Origin of the sequence: Psychrobacter sp. HII-4 (assembly GCF_904846595.1) — a bacterium.
In the GTDB taxonomy this organism is placed as follows: Bacteria; Pseudomonadota; Gammaproteobacteria; order Pseudomonadales; family Moraxellaceae; genus Psychrobacter; species Psychrobacter celer.
The window spans coordinates 95,027-111,404 of sequence record NZ_CAJHBJ010000003.1; the positions used below are offsets into that span (position 1 = coordinate 95,027).

The 16,378-nt window shown below is 47.5% G+C and carries 14 protein-coding genes and 2 tRNA genes; 11 read left to right on the forward strand and 5 right to left on the reverse strand.

Translation table 11 applies throughout. From position 1 onward, the window contains the following. Positions 1 to 119 precede the first annotated feature (119 nt). The 4 genes from msrB (at position 120) to JMX98_RS03230 (ending at position 1,352) form a co-directional block, all read left to right on the forward strand. Positions 120 to 545, forward strand: a complete 426-nt coding sequence (gene msrB, locus JMX98_RS03215; RefSeq protein ID WP_201584688.1) for a peptide-methionine (R)-S-oxide reductase MsrB — start codon at positions 120 to 122, stop codon at positions 543 to 545. Positions 546 to 550: 5 nt separating this feature from the next. Further along, positions 551 to 694 (forward strand): hypothetical protein, encoded by a 144-nt coding sequence (locus JMX98_RS03220; RefSeq protein WP_201584689.1) that lies wholly within the window; start codon positions 551 to 553, stop codon positions 692 to 694. Between the two features lie 456 nt (positions 695 to 1,150). Next, a tRNA-Val gene (locus JMX98_RS03225) sits at positions 1,151 to 1,226 on the forward strand. 49 nt (positions 1,227 to 1,275) lie between these two features. Further along, a tRNA-Asp gene (locus tag JMX98_RS03230) sits at positions 1,276 to 1,352 on the forward strand. Positions 1,353 to 1,499: 147 nt separating this feature from the next. On the opposite strand, the gene JMX98_RS03235 is transcribed toward JMX98_RS03230, so the two are convergent. After that, positions 1,500 to 2,981, reverse strand: coding sequence for an ATP-binding protein (locus JMX98_RS03235; RefSeq protein ID WP_201584690.1), 1,482 nt, complete (start codon positions 2,979 to 2,981; stop codon positions 1,500 to 1,502). Continuing rightward, entirely contained in the window at positions 2,978 to 3,688 is a 711-nt protein-coding gene (locus tag JMX98_RS03240; protein WP_201584761.1) for a heavy metal response regulator transcription factor, read from the reverse strand. The genes JMX98_RS03235 and JMX98_RS03240 overlap by 4 nt, the downstream gene beginning before the upstream one ends. Positions 3,689 to 3,945: 257 nt before the next feature. Between JMX98_RS03240 and JMX98_RS03245 the strand changes: the two genes are divergently transcribed. From JMX98_RS03245 to JMX98_RS03265, 5 genes are all read left to right on the forward strand, one after another. Then, the gene (locus JMX98_RS03245) at positions 3,946 to 4,542 is read left to right on the forward strand and encodes a DUF411 domain-containing protein (protein ID WP_413786508.1); all 597 of its coding nucleotides are present in this window, start codon (positions 3,946 to 3,948) and stop codon (positions 4,540 to 4,542) included. A gap of 56 nt (positions 4,543 to 4,598) precedes the next feature. Then, positions 4,599 to 6,302 carry a copper resistance system multicopper oxidase gene (locus JMX98_RS03250; RefSeq protein ID WP_201584692.1) on the forward strand — a complete coding sequence of 568 codons (1,704 nt, stop codon included), beginning with the start codon at positions 4,599 to 4,601 and terminating at the stop codon, positions 6,300 to 6,302. Between the two features lie 24 nt (positions 6,303 to 6,326). Beyond that, a complete protein-coding gene (locus JMX98_RS03255; protein WP_201584693.1) occupies positions 6,327 to 7,226 on the forward strand; it encodes a copper resistance protein B in 900 nt (299 codons plus the stop codon). A 126-nt stretch (positions 7,227 to 7,352) separates the two neighbouring features. Next, positions 7,353 to 7,823, forward strand: coding sequence for a DUF305 domain-containing protein (locus JMX98_RS03260; protein ID WP_265089348.1), 471 nt, complete (start codon positions 7,353 to 7,355; stop codon positions 7,821 to 7,823). A gap of 106 nt (positions 7,824 to 7,929) precedes the next feature. Continuing rightward, a complete protein-coding gene (locus tag JMX98_RS03265) occupies positions 7,930 to 8,670 on the forward strand; it encodes a MauE/DoxX family redox-associated membrane protein (RefSeq protein WP_201584694.1) in 741 nt (246 codons plus the stop codon). A 324-nt stretch (positions 8,671 to 8,994) separates the two neighbouring features. On the opposite strand, the gene JMX98_RS03270 is transcribed toward JMX98_RS03265, so the two are convergent. Both JMX98_RS03270 and lptD read right to left on the reverse strand, forming a co-directional pair. Next, complete coding sequence (locus JMX98_RS03270) at positions 8,995 to 10,380, reverse strand: peptidylprolyl isomerase (RefSeq protein WP_201584696.1); 1,386 nt, start codon at positions 10,378 to 10,380, stop codon at positions 8,995 to 8,997. Positions 10,381 to 10,554: 174 nt separating this feature from the next. Continuing rightward, entirely contained in the window at positions 10,555 to 13,794 is a 3,240-nt protein-coding gene (gene lptD / locus JMX98_RS03275; protein WP_227680003.1) for an LPS assembly protein LptD, read from the reverse strand. 398 nt (positions 13,795 to 14,192) lie between these two features. Here lptD and JMX98_RS03280 point away from each other — a divergent pair, with 398 nt between their 5' ends. Beyond that, complete coding sequence (locus JMX98_RS03280; RefSeq protein WP_201584698.1) at positions 14,193 to 15,275, forward strand: aminoglycoside phosphotransferase family protein; 1,083 nt, start codon at positions 14,193 to 14,195, stop codon at positions 15,273 to 15,275. A 102-nt stretch (positions 15,276 to 15,377) separates the two neighbouring features. Further along, complete coding sequence (murU, locus tag JMX98_RS03285) at positions 15,378 to 16,121, forward strand: N-acetylmuramate alpha-1-phosphate uridylyltransferase MurU (RefSeq protein ID WP_201584700.1); 744 nt, start codon at positions 15,378 to 15,380, stop codon at positions 16,119 to 16,121. A gap of 116 nt (positions 16,122 to 16,237) precedes the next feature. On the opposite strand, the gene JMX98_RS14280 is transcribed toward murU, so the two are convergent. Next, positions 16,238 to 16,354 carry a DUF2474 domain-containing protein gene (locus JMX98_RS14280; RefSeq protein ID WP_372046312.1) on the reverse strand — a complete coding sequence of 39 codons (117 nt, stop codon included), beginning with the start codon at positions 16,352 to 16,354 and terminating at the stop codon, positions 16,238 to 16,240. Positions 16,355 to 16,378: the final 24 nt, after the last annotated feature.

A 16,378-nucleotide genomic window follows, 5' to 3' on the forward strand; every position in this document is an offset into this window, starting at 1 on the left:
AGCATCGTTATTATTATCATGCGCTTAACTGGCCCTGTATTTTGGTAGTTTTATAGCGAGATAATGTTATAGCGATTAATCACAGAAAATCAGACAAAACTGATAAATAAGGATAAACCATGCAAGACAACCAACTTAGCAAAGAAGAAATCAGTCAACTGACCGACGCTGACTGGCGCGAGCGTTTGAGTAGCGAAGAATATTATGTGATGCGCGAAAAAGGCACGGAGCGTCCGTTTACTGGCGTTTATAATGATGTCAATGACGAAGGTATCTACCGCTGTAAAGGCTGCGGTGCAAAGTTATTCGATGCTGACAACAAGTTTGATGCAGGCTGCGGCTGGCCAAGCTTTGATCAAGGTATCGACAATGCCGCTATCGATGAGCATGAAGACAACTCATTAGGTATGCGCCGCACCGAGGTGACCTGTAGCAACTGCGGCGCGCACTTGGGTCATGTGTTCCCTGATGGACCGCGTGAGACGACAGGTATGCGCTACTGTATCAACTCGGTCTCTATTGATTTGGATAAATCTGCAAAATAACCTGCTTGTATGATTTTACCGCAGAGCGTATGAATGGCATCGCGCCAGCATTTTTTGATATAAAAAAAGCCTTGCTGGTCGTCAATACGGCCAGCAAGTGCCGATTGACCCTGCAGCTTGAAGGGCTAGAGGGGATGTGCTCGCAGTAATAAAGGTCAGGGTTTTCATAGATATAGTCGATTCTGAATAAAACAGATACATTATATGTCAACGTGGAACTGGTATAAATTTTCCTTGCGTGCTGTGCCTGCGCCGCTCGATGCTGCGTAAAATTTATCCCAATCCCACTGTATCGTTTTTATACTGAACTCACTATAACATGGGATAGTGAGCCACGCTGTGCGTCCAAAATGCGTCAATATAAGAAATATCTGTAAATTTTGAAAAATATAAAATCAATAAAAACATAGGTTTGCTGATTGTTTTTTTTTAAATAAAAGAAAATCATGAAAAAAGGCAAAATACCGTTTGACAGCCATGTGTAAATCTATATAATACACACCCACAGAGCGAGGCTTTAGTCAGTCAGCTTCTGTTAGAATTTTCCCTTTAAGGGAGATTCTCTTGCGAAGATAAAGTTGCAGTGCAATTTTTAACGCTTCTCAGGGTGATTAGCTCAGTTGGTAGAGCGTCTGCCTTACACGCAGAATGTCGGCAGTTCGAGCCTGTCATCACCCACCACTTATTAGCAAGTGGGCCTTTATAAAGGCAAGATGCTAAGACGACCTAAGCAGCGGTAGTTCAGTTGGTTAGAATACCGGCCTGTCACGCCGGGGGTCGCGGGTTCGAGTCCCGTCCGCTGCGCCATATTTAAAACGAATTTAAACTGTTAAGTTTATACAAGTTTCGCCTCAAACACTAGCTTGTTTGGGGTTTTTTTGTGTCTGCAAAATCTGTTGGTAGAAGATCTGTTGGTAAAAGACAAGTATCCATAACTGATGTATTTGGACTCCACTATACTTGCGCCAGATACAGCTTAACACTCACGGCAAAGTACTCATGATCTCTGATGCGAATGCTGACAGTACCGTCATGGGCTTGGGCAATGGCTTGTACGATAGATAGCCCTAGCCCCGATCCAGCATGCATGTTGGTAGTGGTATGATGACGATGAAATCGCTCGAACAGCTTGTCTGCTTCTGCTTGACTGATAGGCTGCGCCATGCGATTGGTAATGGTGATAATGAGCGCTGACCGATGAGCTGTACTGATGCTAGAGGGTTTGGTAGGTTGCAGCTCCGATGGGTCTTCGATGGCAGCGTCGACGCTAATGACGCTGTCACTGGCGGCGTAATGTATGGCGTTTGACATAAGGTTGGCAAACAGTCTTTGTAGCAGACCTTCATCGCCCAATACCACCTCAAAACTGCCTGTTTTTTTAAAGAGTAAGTGGCGGTCTTCGGCTATCAACTCAAAATAATCCAGTAGTTTTATGATCAACTCCTCAGTATTTACTGGCGCAAGCTGTGAGTTATTTAGCCCTTTTTGGGTTTTGGCAAGCAGGAGCATATTATTGATGAGGCTTGATAGCTGCTGGAGTGTGTCGTGCTGATGGTGTAGCTGCTCGATGTATTCTTCCGTATCTCGGGTCTTACTCAGCATGACTTGGGTTTGTGTACCAAGGGTGGCCAGCGGTGTGCGCAGCTCGTGGGCGATATTGTCTGAAAACCGCAGTAATGAAGCAAAATTACCCTCAAGTTTACTCATCATGAGGTTGTAAGACTCGGCCAAAGGCCGTAGCTCGCGCGGCATATCACTGACGCTCACTCTTTCATCCAAGCGCTCTGGATTGATGCCTTGCATCTTTTGTACAATGGTGGATAAAGGCGCAAATCCCCAATAGACACTTAGGGCCGCAACAGAAACCAGTAACAATGTAATCGCAAGTAAAATCAGGCTTAGCTGACGATTGAACTGTAAAAGGTACTGGTGATGGACATCGATTGGTAAGGCAATCAAAGCGAGGATCTGCTCGTCTTTGATGAGCACCGCGCGGTAGTTGCGGTCGTTGATTTTGGTGACAAATTGCTGCTCGCGATGCGTTTGCCATAATGACCAAAGGTCAAAGTCCGCGGGCAGCTCATGGGCAAAGCCACTTGGCGCACTGGACAGTCGATGCCCTTGTCTGTCAATCACTAGGATTTTTAGATTATAGTCTGACCATGAGGCGTGCAGGTCATCAGGATAAAGTGGCGCTGAAGGCGTAGAGGACAATGGCAAAGTCGCCGTCGTGCGTTCATTGGAATAATCGGCACGTTTGCGCAAATTAAAGGCAGCATGTGTGATGATCTCTGAGTCCATTTGCTCAAAGTGGCCGCTGACCGAGCGTTGTACCCAAATATAAATAACGATTTGGGAGATGACGACAAAGATCGTCAATAAAAAAATCGTACGCCATAATAGTGGTAAGCGCCGATTGTCAAAGCGGTATTTCATCGCGCGTTATCCGTCTCTGCTATGGCAGTATCTGCCGCATCTAAGCGATAACCCATACCGCGCACGGTGTGAATCAGCTTGGTCTCATAGTTATCATCGATTTTGAGCCGTAGGCGTCTGATGGCCACATCGATGACATTGGTATCACTATCAAAGTTCATATCCCAGACTTGGGAGGCGATAACCGAGCGCGGTAATACCTCCCCTTGACGCTCAAGCATAAATTGTAATAAAGAAAACTCTTTGGCCGTCAGCTTAATGGCTGTATCGCCTCTATGCACAGTGCGCTTGGCAATATCCATCTGTAGGTCTGCTATCTGTAATATCGTGCTGTTATAGTCCGCTTGATTGGCGCGGCGCAAGAGGCTTTTTATACGCACGATCAGCTCGGCAAAGGCAAAAGGTTTGGTCAGATAATCATCGCCGCCAATCTCGATGCCTTTGACTTTATCGCTTAACTCGTCTTTTGCGGTCAAAAACAGCACAGGCGTCTGCTTGCCGGCAGCGCGATAATTGCGTATCAGCTCAAAACCGCTGATATCAGGTAACATGACATCCATCAGCACCACGCTATACTCGTCGGTCATGAGCGCATGATACCCATCTAGACCCGTTGTATGATGCTCAACGACAAACCCCGCTTCTGTCAGTCCTTTTTTTATATACTCGCCAAGCTTTATCTCGTCTTCTACCAATAATACCTTCATCATCCCACCTCGCAGATTAGGTTCATAGCATAAGGCCATACTAAAGGATTCTGTTTGCTATGAACATCGATGGTGGCAAAGATGACAGGATTGTCATCTGCATGTCATCTGCCGGTCAGAATGGGGTCGCTAGTATATAGGCTATGAACGGCATCGGCGGCTGCTGCCTTTATAACGGCTGTTGACTTAGTAAAAGGCCGCCCGCTCTACAGTATTATCTGATACAAGGCAATGGGATAAAAAAGGATAAAAGCATGATGTTTAATACAGACCATAAGCGGTTGGGTGGCGTTGTTTTATTGACGGCGAGCGTTGGGCTGATGGCTTGTAGTCAGCCAGATGTCGATGCGGCTGATAAGCAAACGACGGCGAGCACACAAGTACCAGTAGAGACTATAAGCCCAGCGTCAAACACAAAGGCATCAGACCTGCAGCCGTCATCCACCATTTTACAAAACGTCTCGGCCACCGTCTACAAAGATGCCAATTGTGGCTGCTGTAAAGAGTGGATCGGTCATGCCGAGGATCATGGTATGACGGCAAACGGGCAAGATGTCAGCGATTTGGCGGTATTTAAACAGCGCTACGGCGTACCTGATAATATGCGCTCTTGCCATACTACAGTGACGAGTGATGGTTATGTGTTTGAAGGTCATGTCCCGGCCAAATATGTGGCGCAGTTTTTAACAAACCCACCAAGCGAGGCGATTGGCCTTGCGGTGCCGGGTATGCCTATGGGCAGTCCAGGTATGGAGTATCAAAACAGATTTGATCCGTATCAAATCATGCAAATTAACAAAGACGGTAGCAGCACGGTTTATGCACAAATTGAGTCGCCGCAGCAGCAACTATAGTTTGAAGCGTTTTTAGAGATTTTAGTATTTATTAATTCCTTATTACGAGTCACCTTATGAATAATAAAAATACGCTCAACCGCCGTTATTTTTTGACAGGATCGTCCGCCTTGGTAGGGGCGTCCATGTTATCTGGCCTGCCAACGATGGCAAATAGTGCGCTTGCGGGCTCGCAAAGCAAGGCGGTCGTTAATAGCGATAGACCCGATCATCAAGTGCCTATCTTGTCGGGTGATGAGTTCGATCTGTATATCAGCAAAAAGCCCATTATTGTCGATGGCAAGTCGAGTATAGCGACGCTGATTAATGACTCACTACCTGCGCCAACGCTGAAGATGCAAGAGGGCGATACAGTCATCATCCGCGTGCATAACCAGATGAATGAGTCGACCTCTATTCATTGGCATGGTCTGCTCGTACCTTTTGAGATGGACGGTGTGCCGGGTATTAGCTTCAACGGCATCCCTGCCAATAGTACCTTTACTTATAAGTTCAAACTCAAACAATCAGGGACTTATTGGTATCACTCGCATACAGGCTTTCAGGAGCAAACGGGTATGCGCGGCGCGATCGTCATCGAGCCAAAAGGAGCGGAGCGCTATCCGGTGGCAGAAGATCATGTGATTTTGCTCAGCGATTGGACGCACCGTGATCCGCATACGTTACTCAAACTACTCAAGCAGCACGCTGACTTTGATAATTATCATCTACCCGATTTCAAAAAACTCCTTTCTGATATCGCCGCCACCGATATAGAGGCGGCCTTTGATAAGCGCAAAATGTGGAATCAGATGCGCATGATGCCGACTGATTTTAGTGATTTGTCAGGGGAGACGACTTTTACTTATCTGATTAATGGTAAAACCACTGCCGCTAATTGGGCGCAGCTTGTCAAAGCAGGACAGCCGGTCAAGCTACGCTTTATCAATGCTTCCGCGCAGACGATATTTGATGTGCGAATACCGGGTCTTAAGATAAAAGTCGTTGGCACTGATGGTAACGATGTCGCGCCTGTCGAGGTCGACGATTTTCGTATTGGCGTTGCTGAGACTTACGATGTCATCGTCACGCCAACTAAAGACGCCCATACTATCTTTGCGCAAAACATCGATCGCACTGATTATGTGACCGCAACCCTAGCCACTCGCAAAGGCGCTCGCGCTGCCACACCTCAGATGGATGGTATCGAGTGGCTCACTATGGCCGATATGATGGGGGCGATGGGCGACAAGGGTTATGACGCACACCATGCCAAGACCGAGTATGATTTTAAGACCGATATGCGCGTCGATAGTCCGCGCATGAACCTAGACGATCCTGGGATTAATCTGCGTAACATCGATAGAGAGGTGCTGACGTATAGCCAGCTGCGTTCTGTTGGCAACGAGATCATGAACGAACAGCGCAAACCGACTCGCGAGGTTGAGATTCATCTAACAGGCAACATGGAGCGCTATATCTGGGCGCTCGATGGCATTATGTTTAAAGACGCGCCGCCTGTCAATATCAAACCGGGCGAGCGCGTGCGTATTACCTTAGTCAATGACACCATGATGAGTCACCCGATGCATCTGCACGGTATATGGAGTGATTTGCGCGCGCCTAATGGCGACTTTCAAGTACGCAAGCATACTATCTTAGTGCATCCTGCGCAAAAGGTGAGTTTTGATGTAACGGGCGAGGCAGGACGCTGGGCTTGGCATTGCCATCTGCTCTATCACATGGAAGCAGGTATGTTTAGAGAAGTTGCTGTCGTTTAATGAATTGTGGAATGTGAGTTTGTTATGAAAACCATTAAAAAAAGTCTGCCATTCATCGGCTTATCATCAGCGGTATTGCTAACGTCACCCTTAGTAGCGGCAGCTGAAAAGGATATATCAAGCATGGATCATAGCAGCATGGACATGTCGGATATGGACCATAGCAGCATGGGCATGGATCACAACAGTATGGATATGTCGGGTATGCAAGGTGGCGAGCTGCCTGCTGATGCGCGTAGCCCTGATTACTCCAATGGCGTGGGCTATGGCGAGTATGGTAAGCCTGTGATGATGGGAAGCTTGCCTACTTGGGGCATATCGGTAGATGATTTGGGCTATCAGTCCGAGGATGATCAAATCAACTTTGAGATAGAGGGTTGGTATGGTGATGATAGTAGCCGTCTTAGATTACGTACTGAAGGTCACGCCGCGACCAAAGATGATAAAGCCATCGATAGTCTAAGCTCGCTTGCTTATTGGCAGCCGCTTGGTGTCTTTTGGAATGGCGAAGCGGGCATCGCTTATAACACTGAAAACGACAAGTCAGCACTGATGGCGGGTATCGTCGGCACAGCGCCGTATTTCATTGAGACGGATGCTAAAGCCTATGTTTATACCGACGGTCAAGTCCAGCTTGATCTTGGTGCAGAGTATGAATGGCGCTTAGACCAGCATTGGATGGTGATACCTGAAGCTGGGTTAACGGTATTTAGCAAGGATGATACTGACAATAACATTACCAAAGGCTTTAATGATTTAGAAGCTGAAGTTCGGCTCACCTATGAGATGCTTAGTCGTCAGCTGTCCCCTTATGTGGGTTTTAGCTATGAGACAGCGTTAGGAGATACAAGAGACTTACGTCGCCAAAACAACGAAGATGTTGATACTAGTAGCGTCACTGCAGGGGTAAAATTTTGGTTTTGATTTAGACCCATACCTCAGTCTTAGTCTATCAGTTTTGTAAAGACGTGCTTACTAACTGCCTTAAAATTAATATAACGATCATTACTGGCATCTATCCATATAGGTGTCATTTATGGAGATAATCACATGGATATGAATAACAATAAATCGCAAATGAACCCGTATCTGAAGTTTTTTTTGATGATACTTACCTCGACCATCGTCATGTATATCATGATGTACTTTAATACGTATAAATGGGATCACGTCTATTTTAGTGAGACCCGTGCTTATATGGCGCTATATATGGGCGCGATGATGGCGGTCATCATGCTTGCTTTTATGGGTAATATGTATAAAAAAACTAAGGTCAATTTGATGATTTATGGCTTAAGTGTCGTGCTATTTGCCTTTGGTCTTTGGGGCGTGCGCTCACAGCAAACCGTCGATCAAGTCGATTGGATGCAAGCGATGATACCGCACCATTCAATCGCTATTTTGACCAGTGAGCGCGCCGATATTGATGACCCGCGCGTGCGCCAATTGGCAGATGACATCATCAAAACTCAAAAGCGCGAAATCGGCGAGATGCAGCAGCTGATAAAAGAGCTAGAGTAGCCGAGCAAAGGCGGCGGGTTTGACCGCTAATGTGTCCATATTCGTACTGACTACAACGTTTGCACACTGAGCTATCGGTGAGAATAAAGTGAAGGGAGTATTGAGCATGAAAACAGCAACCGTCTACCGTCTGGTAAAAGCCGATCATGTTTGCCCCTTTGGGTTAAAGGCGCTCGATTTATTGCAGCGTAAAGGCTATGAGATTGAGGACAAATCTTTAAACAATGATGCTGAGACGCAAGCGGTCAAAGACAAATTCAATGTCACTACCACCCCGCAAATACTTATTAATGGCGAGCGCGTAGGTGGCTATGATGACCTGCAAGCCTACTTTGGCAAAAAGGCTGCTCAAAAGGAGGGCTTTAGCTACACGCCAGTGATTGCCATATTTGCTACCACCGCGCTGGCCAGCCTTTCGCTGACTTGGGGCATGAGCGATACGCTATTGACGATACAAACGCTTATCTGGTTTATCGCCTTATCGATGATTGTGCTTGCCATTCAAAAGCTACAAGATTTAGAAAGCTTTACCAATCAGTTTTTGGGCTATGATTTATTAGCACGCAAAATTGTGCGCTATGCGTATGTTTATCCTTTCGCCGAGGCTTTTGTCGGTATTGCCATGCTCGCAGGTGTGGCATGGCTGAGTATCATAGCGGCTGTCGTTGCGATAGTTATCGGCGGTATCAATGGCGTCTCGGTGTTCAAAGCAGTGTATATAGACAAGCGTGAGCTTAAATGTGCTTGCGTGGGCGGTAACTCAAATGTGCCGCTCGGTTTTGTGTCGTTGACCGAAAACATCATGATGGTCGCTATGGGGATTTATATGCTGGTTAGATTTTTATAATCGTGTTTGTAATCGATTGAATTTATAATAGAAATACAAGCGTTAGGTGTGTTTCTTACGATAATCTGCCACCTACTAAGCAACAAAAAAGGGTACATGCCAGCGCTTGTACCCTTTTTTTGACAGTGGCGTTTTCGTCGATGTATATACGACAGCTTATGTTTATATAGTCGATTCTAAATAAAACAGATACATTATATATCAACGTGGAACTGGTATAAATTTTCCTTGCGTGCTGTGCCTGCGCCGACAGAGGCTGCGTAAAAATTATCCCAGTCCCACTGTATCGTTTTTATACTAAACTCACTATATACCGATAGGCACTTAGCCAAGCACTTGGATATAAGCGCCCGCGCGTAGCTCTTGGAGCCAGTCTTCTTTTGCTTGCGGCGCTAGGCGTTGATACAGGGCTTGACGTGCCATATTGCGGCGATATTCGTCGCTGACGTCTTGCTGACGCTTGCCTTCGACTTGTAGGATATGCCAGCCAAATTGCGTTTTAAAAGGAGCAGAGTAGTCGCCCACGGTGGTGTTTTTCATCATGGCTTCAAATGGGCCTATCATATCGCCTTCACTAACCCAGTCCAAATCGCCGCCACGTCCGGCAGAGCCTGGATCATCTGAGTAAGTCGAGGCCAAGCTTGCAAAGTCAGCGCCACCGCGTAGCTGCTCATATAGGTCATTGATTTTTTGTTCGGCGAGGGCGTCTGTCTGCAGCTCATCGACTTTGACGAGGATATGACGAGTATGCCACTGCGGTACCAGCATGGTGTCACTGGCTTTTTTGTCAGCCAGTTTAATGATATCGATACCCTCTGGTGTGATGAGCGGTGCACTGACGGCGCCTACATCGAGTTTGGTAATCTCGCTAGATAGTTCTGTCGGTAGAGATGCTGCTTTATGGAAGCCCATATCGCCACCTTGGAGCGGGATAGGGTAGCTGCCTTGACTGGCGGCGATGGCCTCTGTGACATCGACATTTGGCGTAAGCAGGCGCGTACGTAGGGCTTGAGCGACTTTTAGTGCTTCTTCGCGCTGCGCCTCAGATAGGCGGCTATAGTCGTCCATATAAGGCACGCGCACATGAATGGTTTGGTATTCACTTTGGTTTAGGCGTTTGGCTTCAGGTGAGGCCAAAAATGCATCGATGTCTTGCTCACTGATGCGTACGCGGCTACTGATTTGGCGCTGCTGCAATGCCTGAATAGCGGCGTCTTCTATCAGTTTCGCGCGCAGAGCAGCATAGCTACCAGGTTGGGCGGCATCCAGGCGCTGTTGCAAGGCTGCGATACTATTTAAGCCTTCAGCCTGTGCGATTTGGCCAAGACGCTGATTGATAGCCGCGTCGTCGGGCGTCAGGCCGATGCGTTTGACCATCGATAGTTGTAACTCACGCAAGATAAGGGCGTTTAGTACTTCAGACTGTAGCTGTGCTGAGTTGGCTATCGGCTCGCCCGCGGCTTGGGCGCGCGCCTGAGTTTGCTGGATGGCCTCAACCAACTCGCTTTTTAAGATAGCGTTTTCATTGACCAAAGCGATGATGCCGTCGGTACTGTTTGCTGGTGTTAAACGACTGGTGCTGGTTGGATCAGCAGCTTGGACGCTCGCAGGCTTGACGGTTGCCGCTTGAGCACCCAAAGTGAGCGCAAGGCTGGCACCCGTAGATAGCAGTACCGCGCGGCTGGTCTGACGTACAGAAAAAAATCTCATGATGCTCCTCATCAATGTCATCGCATCGGATGGTAGTCGGTTAACTCTACCCAATACACTTAATAATCAAATAATAGACAGGGTTGTCCCTAAAGGCCTAAAAATACAGGGTTATAAATATCGGTACCATTGCCCCGCAGTATCATTGCTGCGTCACATAGTACCTATCATGTCTTAGTCTTTCCAAGCGTTTTGTATAGGCTCAAAACCTAAGATTTTGTCAGAGAGCAGGCGGGTCAAACGGCTGCTACCACTGCCCAAACCATTTAGTCTAATCTCAGCCATCACCGCTTGGGTTGGCTCATCCTTTACATTGAGATCATTATAGTAACGACGACCATAAACTGCAAAACCAAAACAGCAGTCTTCGTAATCGACACCGACTAAAGAGTCGAGCATTTTGTCACGGTTATAGTCGTATTGACCCTGTGCCAATACTCGCCAATTGTTGTTGATAGGAAAAATGGCGGAGGCGGTAAAGGCAGACAATGGCAGTTGATCGGTGTTTTCGTCACGTTGACGCTTGACAAACCCGACGTTAAACAAACTATTGTCCGACGGCTGATAACGAAGCTCAGTGGTCACATAGTTTAGGTCATAGTCATTGGTCAAAGCGCCGCTGACATCGACCCAAAAATTGTTATAAGGCTGCGTACTGGTATTCCACACCATCCCAGAAGACGAAGAGGTAAAGACTGGCTGCTCATTCTCTAAGGTTACGCGTCCATTGTCGATATAAAACTGCTCTGCAATGCTACCATCAAAACGTGTCACACCCGTTGCATCGATGTAACGATAATTTATACCCGGCGTGATGGCGTGCAAATCTTGCAGACGATCTTGACCTAAAAACCAACTGTCAGAAAATAACTGTTCATAGTTGATAGAGGCAATACGGGTGTTGAAGTTTGGGATGTCGTTTTGATCTTTGTATGGCGAGTAGGTGTATTTTAAGCGTGGGCTGAGCAAACGGTAACCGCCCATGGTCTCATCAAACGCGCCAAATGGTGAGCCTGCTTGATAGAAGTTCAGTCCAGCGTCGATACTGGCCTGCGGTACAAAGACTGACTGGCTACCATCTTCTTTGCTCAGCTGATTGTCTGCCAAGCTGTCTTCGTCATAAGACGTATACAGGTGCTGGAGGCTGAGCTTGGGTTTGACATAGCCCCATGAGCTTTCGATAGGGTAGACGGCGCTGATTTTATTATAAAGACGTGTGCCGCTTTTTTCGTTTTCTGAGCCATCATCGATGGATTTTTTGAAATAAGCGGAGTCATGGACACCAGTTATATCAAAATTATTAGCGGTGGGCAGGCGATAGTTTACGCTTAGCTGAGGTAAGCGTGAGTACGGTTTGTCCTTATCTTGCAACGCCTCGCCATCACCATTGAACGCATCGAGCGTCTGAAAAGTTTCAACTTTTAGCTCGCCGCTGACATAGTCGTTATAGTAGTTTAGGCGCGCCCGTCTTGGTAAGTTTACCGTACTATCAGATAAGCCGAGGGTATCAAAATCATCGAGATAATCTGAGTCTGACACGTAGCTGTATTTGGCATCGCCACTCAACCGCGGAATGCTCTTAGAAGACCACACATGATCATAAAAAAAGCTACTGCGATCTTCATCACCATACTCTCGATCGTTTGGCAAATAAGAGCCATTAAAGATACCTTCGCCGTAGTTTTCGGTCAAATAACGAAACTCACCTGATAGCATAGGATTGCGATCGGTATAGATGTGCGTGTTGAGCGTGGCATCATAGTTGGGCGCTAAGTTAAAATAATAAGGCACATCAACTTCTAAGCCGTTTTCACTACTGACACTGGCACTGGGTAACAAAAACCCGCTGCTACGCCGACTGTCGATTGGGAAGTTGAAATAAGGCAAGTAAAATACGGGCACATCGGCGACACGAAAAGTCGTATTATATGCCTCGCCGCGACCGGTATCAGTATCTAAATCGATACTTTTTGCGTCAAATTGCCATTTGCGATTGGTCGGCGGGCAGGTGCTAAACATCACCTCATCGAGCTCATACTGCGTCTCATTGGGTCTGTTTAGCTGCTTGGCATAGCCATGAGCTTGTAATTCGACACTGGCGAACGCCACGTCTTTGGCGGTGGATTGGCCTGTTTCGGTGTTGTAATTGAGGCTATCGGCCACCCCGATGAGGCCGCCTTGCGTCGCTTTGTCTGTCAAATTGACTTGGGTTTGGTTTGCCTTGCGCTGCGCTGCTCGCCTGCCAGTTGCCTTGTCCGTAAACATGACTTTGCCTTGCGCTGCCGCCACACCGCTGCCCAAATCCAGCAATACTTTGTCAGCTTCGATATGCTGGCTGCCTTGATTGATAATGACATTGCCTGATAGTTCAGCATAGTCGACATTGTCATAATAGCCGTAGTCTGACTCTGAAAATAGCGGCGCTTGCTGGTTTGGTATCTCACTGACATTCGGTGCGGTTTGTCCATTGATGCCGCCTGCTTCATTGACTGCCCGCTGATAATTGGGGTTGCGTTTAGGATAGACCCATTGACCCTCACAGCGCTGGGCACTATCGATCGCTCTAGGCAGCAGCTCTAGATTGCGGCCAACCTTTGGAATGGTTTGTGTACTCGGCATGAGCGCCTCTGGTAGCGCATTTGCCTCATCGCCTTGCAGACTCATGCTGCTATTGGTGTTTGGTGCCGCTGTCTCAGTCTCAGGTGTAAGCTCATAAAACTCAGCCAACCGTTTGAGGCTGTCTTGAATACTCTCGTCGCTGTTAGTGATATCAGTACCATTATTATCGTTATGGGTATCAGCGCCAGTGTTGTTGTGGATACTGTTACTGGTATCAACCTCAGGATTGGCATGGTGAGCCATAGTGGCTGTGGTATTGATATCTAGAGTGCTGGCCACTTGCTCAGGCGTTTGCATGGAGGCATTGTCGGTATTGATGGTGCCGGTAGGCTCATCAAAAAATGTGTCGTCGCCATACTGCGCATCGAGCGTGTCGGGTATTGCAGGGGCTGGCACAAATGCTGGCGGCAAGGCAAGCCCTGAGACGTTACTGTCGTCATTGCTATTGCCGTCGTTATTGATCGCTGTCGTCCCAAGTGACGGGCTTGGCGTACTGTCGCTATCACTCGATGCACGGGCATTGTTTACAGTTGGATTTTTTGCGCTGGGTGGCACGGTGCTTTGAGGATAACGGATATCTTGGTCAAAAGCATGGTGGGTGTCCTTTGCCGCGCGACTGGCAGACTGACTTGCTGCCAGATAAGCAGGACGGTGCGCGCTATCCGCAGACAGGGGCTTGGTCGTTTGTGTCTGTGGTTCTGCCTCGCTGAGTGCGGCATTGACCGCAAGGCTCGATAAACCTAACGCGCCAAATAAGATCAAACGAATGCTTTGGTAGAGCGAAGAATATAGCAAGGGCACACCTATGATTGCAGAGCCGGTTAGATTGCGATACGTAATTGAGTGGCCGTATCTTTTAGGTACTGTCATACATCAACGCCGACAGATTGAGCTTATTATGCTAAATGGTGTCAACAGTCAGGCGGTTTTACATATAATGACGACTAATCATAGTCAAAAAAAACCAAATCAGCTACACTATTTACCAAAAATTATAAGATGAGCACAGGCTGCTGCATTTATGCTCAGCAATAGCCATCGTGCCACACGCGCGCTTATCTACTGATAAAAGCGATGATGACCAAGATAGGCGTCACTATTTTAGCAAGGTTTTGCCACACTTATCACTACTTTAGTTGTTGACCACCGACATTTACTTTTTTATAACCGATAATACGATTTTAGAGAGCCCTATGACCCAGCCGCTACCCAACAGCCGCCAGCAGCAATTGCACGACTGGCTACAAGCAGTCTTTACAGAGCAGACCTTTGATTTACAGAGTCTGCCAGGAGATGCCAGCGCGCGTCAGTATCATCGACTGCAGCTGACAACAGAGCCTCAATCGCAAGCGGCACGTTATATTGTCATGGATTCGGCTGATGAACAAGACGCCATGCGTCAGTTTATCAATGTTGCTAAATTGATGGCACCTGTGATCAATGTGCCAACGCTGATCGCGCAGGATGTGGCCAAAGGCTTTTTGGTGTTACAAGACTTTGGTACGGTAGAGTTTGCTCATTTGCTGGTTAAAGCCACACCCGAGCAAGTCGATCGCCATTATCAGCTGGCCATGCAGACGTTGGTCGCATTACAAACACTCTCTGTTGAACAAGCAAAGTCTGAGCATCAGCTGCCTGATTATGATAGTGCACTGCTAGACCGAGAGATGGATTTGTTTAGTGAATGGTTTATGCCATATATCGGCGTGGCAGTTGATCCAAAGCTGTGGCGGGCGCTAAAAGCGGTATTGATACAAGAGATTTTGCAGCAGCCAGCAGTCGTCGTCCATCGTGATTATCACAGCCGCAACTTGATGCAAGATCAAGCCGATCACTCACGCTTGGGGGTGATTGATTTTCAAGATGCGGTGGTTGGCGCTTATACTTATGATTTGGTATCGCTGCTGCGAGATGCTTATGTGGAGTGGTCTGAGCCGCAGATATCTGCATGGACACGTGATTTTTGGCAATTACAAAAGCAAGCAGGTGTGAGCACAGCTGCCGATATCGCGCAGTTTGAAAACGATATGAATGTCATGGGTGTCCAGCGCCATCTAAAGGTGCTGGGAATCTTTGTCCGCCTATCGCAGCGCGATGGCAAAGACCGCTATTTGGCCGATATTCCGAAAGTGATGCGCGATTTTATGGTTGAGCTAGAATGGTTGGAGGCGCATGGCAGCCTGCAGATGCAGCAAGCGGTGGCACCTTTTAATGACTATCTAAGAGAGCACATATTGCCAGCGTATCAGCGTCAGTTTGTGCAGCAATATATTTAGGCCATTTTTAGCCCATTTAGATAACTATCGAGTGAATTGAAGGCACGCCCTAGGCAGTATTTAGCAGTATTTAAAAAGCAATAACAAAAACACGGAGCGCACATGTCTGAGACCAACCAAGCAACGATTACCCAAGCAATGATTTTGGCAGCTGGCAAGGGTACGCGTCTGCGGCCGCTGACCTTAGAGACTCCTAAGTCTTTGGTAGAAGTGGGCGGTCAGCCGCTGATCGTCTGGCATATCAAGGCACTACGAGCGGCTGGTGTTACCGACATCACCATCAACGCCTCATGGCTCGCCGATACCCTGATAGAGAGGTTGGGTGACGGGGCACAATATGGCGTGACCCTGCATTGGTCGGTCGAAAGCGATGAGCCACTGGAGACGGCAGGAGGGATATTTCAGGCGTTGCAGGCAGCCAAGCTACGAGATGAGCCGTTTATTTTAGTCAACTCGGATGTGTGGACGACTTATGATTTTTCGCAACTGATTGATTATAAGCTGGGAGCGGATCAGCGCGCGCATCTATTGCTGATTGATAATCCAGAGCATAATAGTGGCGGGGATTTTGCCATTAACAATGGTCTTGCCAGCGAGCAGCCGATTGATAATGCGGACAAATATACCTTTGCTGGTATCAGCGTGATGTCGCCAAGACTGGTCGATGGGTTGGCCTCAGGTCAGCCAGCGGCACTGGCGCCGCTGCTCAAGCAGGCGATGATGAAGTTTCAAATCACCGCCGAGGTGATAGCAGATAACTGGATAGACGTTGGCACACCTGAACGTCTGACGCAAGTCAATGAGTTTATCGATGATAAAGGAGCCGCCAGTCATCAAGGCGCTTAGCGCTCACTGTCTATAGGACAATAAAAAAGCAGCGACCATTTGTGGCGCTGCTTTTTGGTTTGTTAAGGCACGATAAGCCATAAAGGGTGGGTTACCCAACGCTAGGTATCTATGAGCTAGACACCCATAGCCAGCTTAATCAATTGGGCAATGGTAAAAATCACCAAAAAGCCCGCGATATATAGACCAATAAACCATGCCCATTGTGATTGCTTTTTACTGAGCTTTTTCATATTCGTCTCCTATCTTTTTATAGA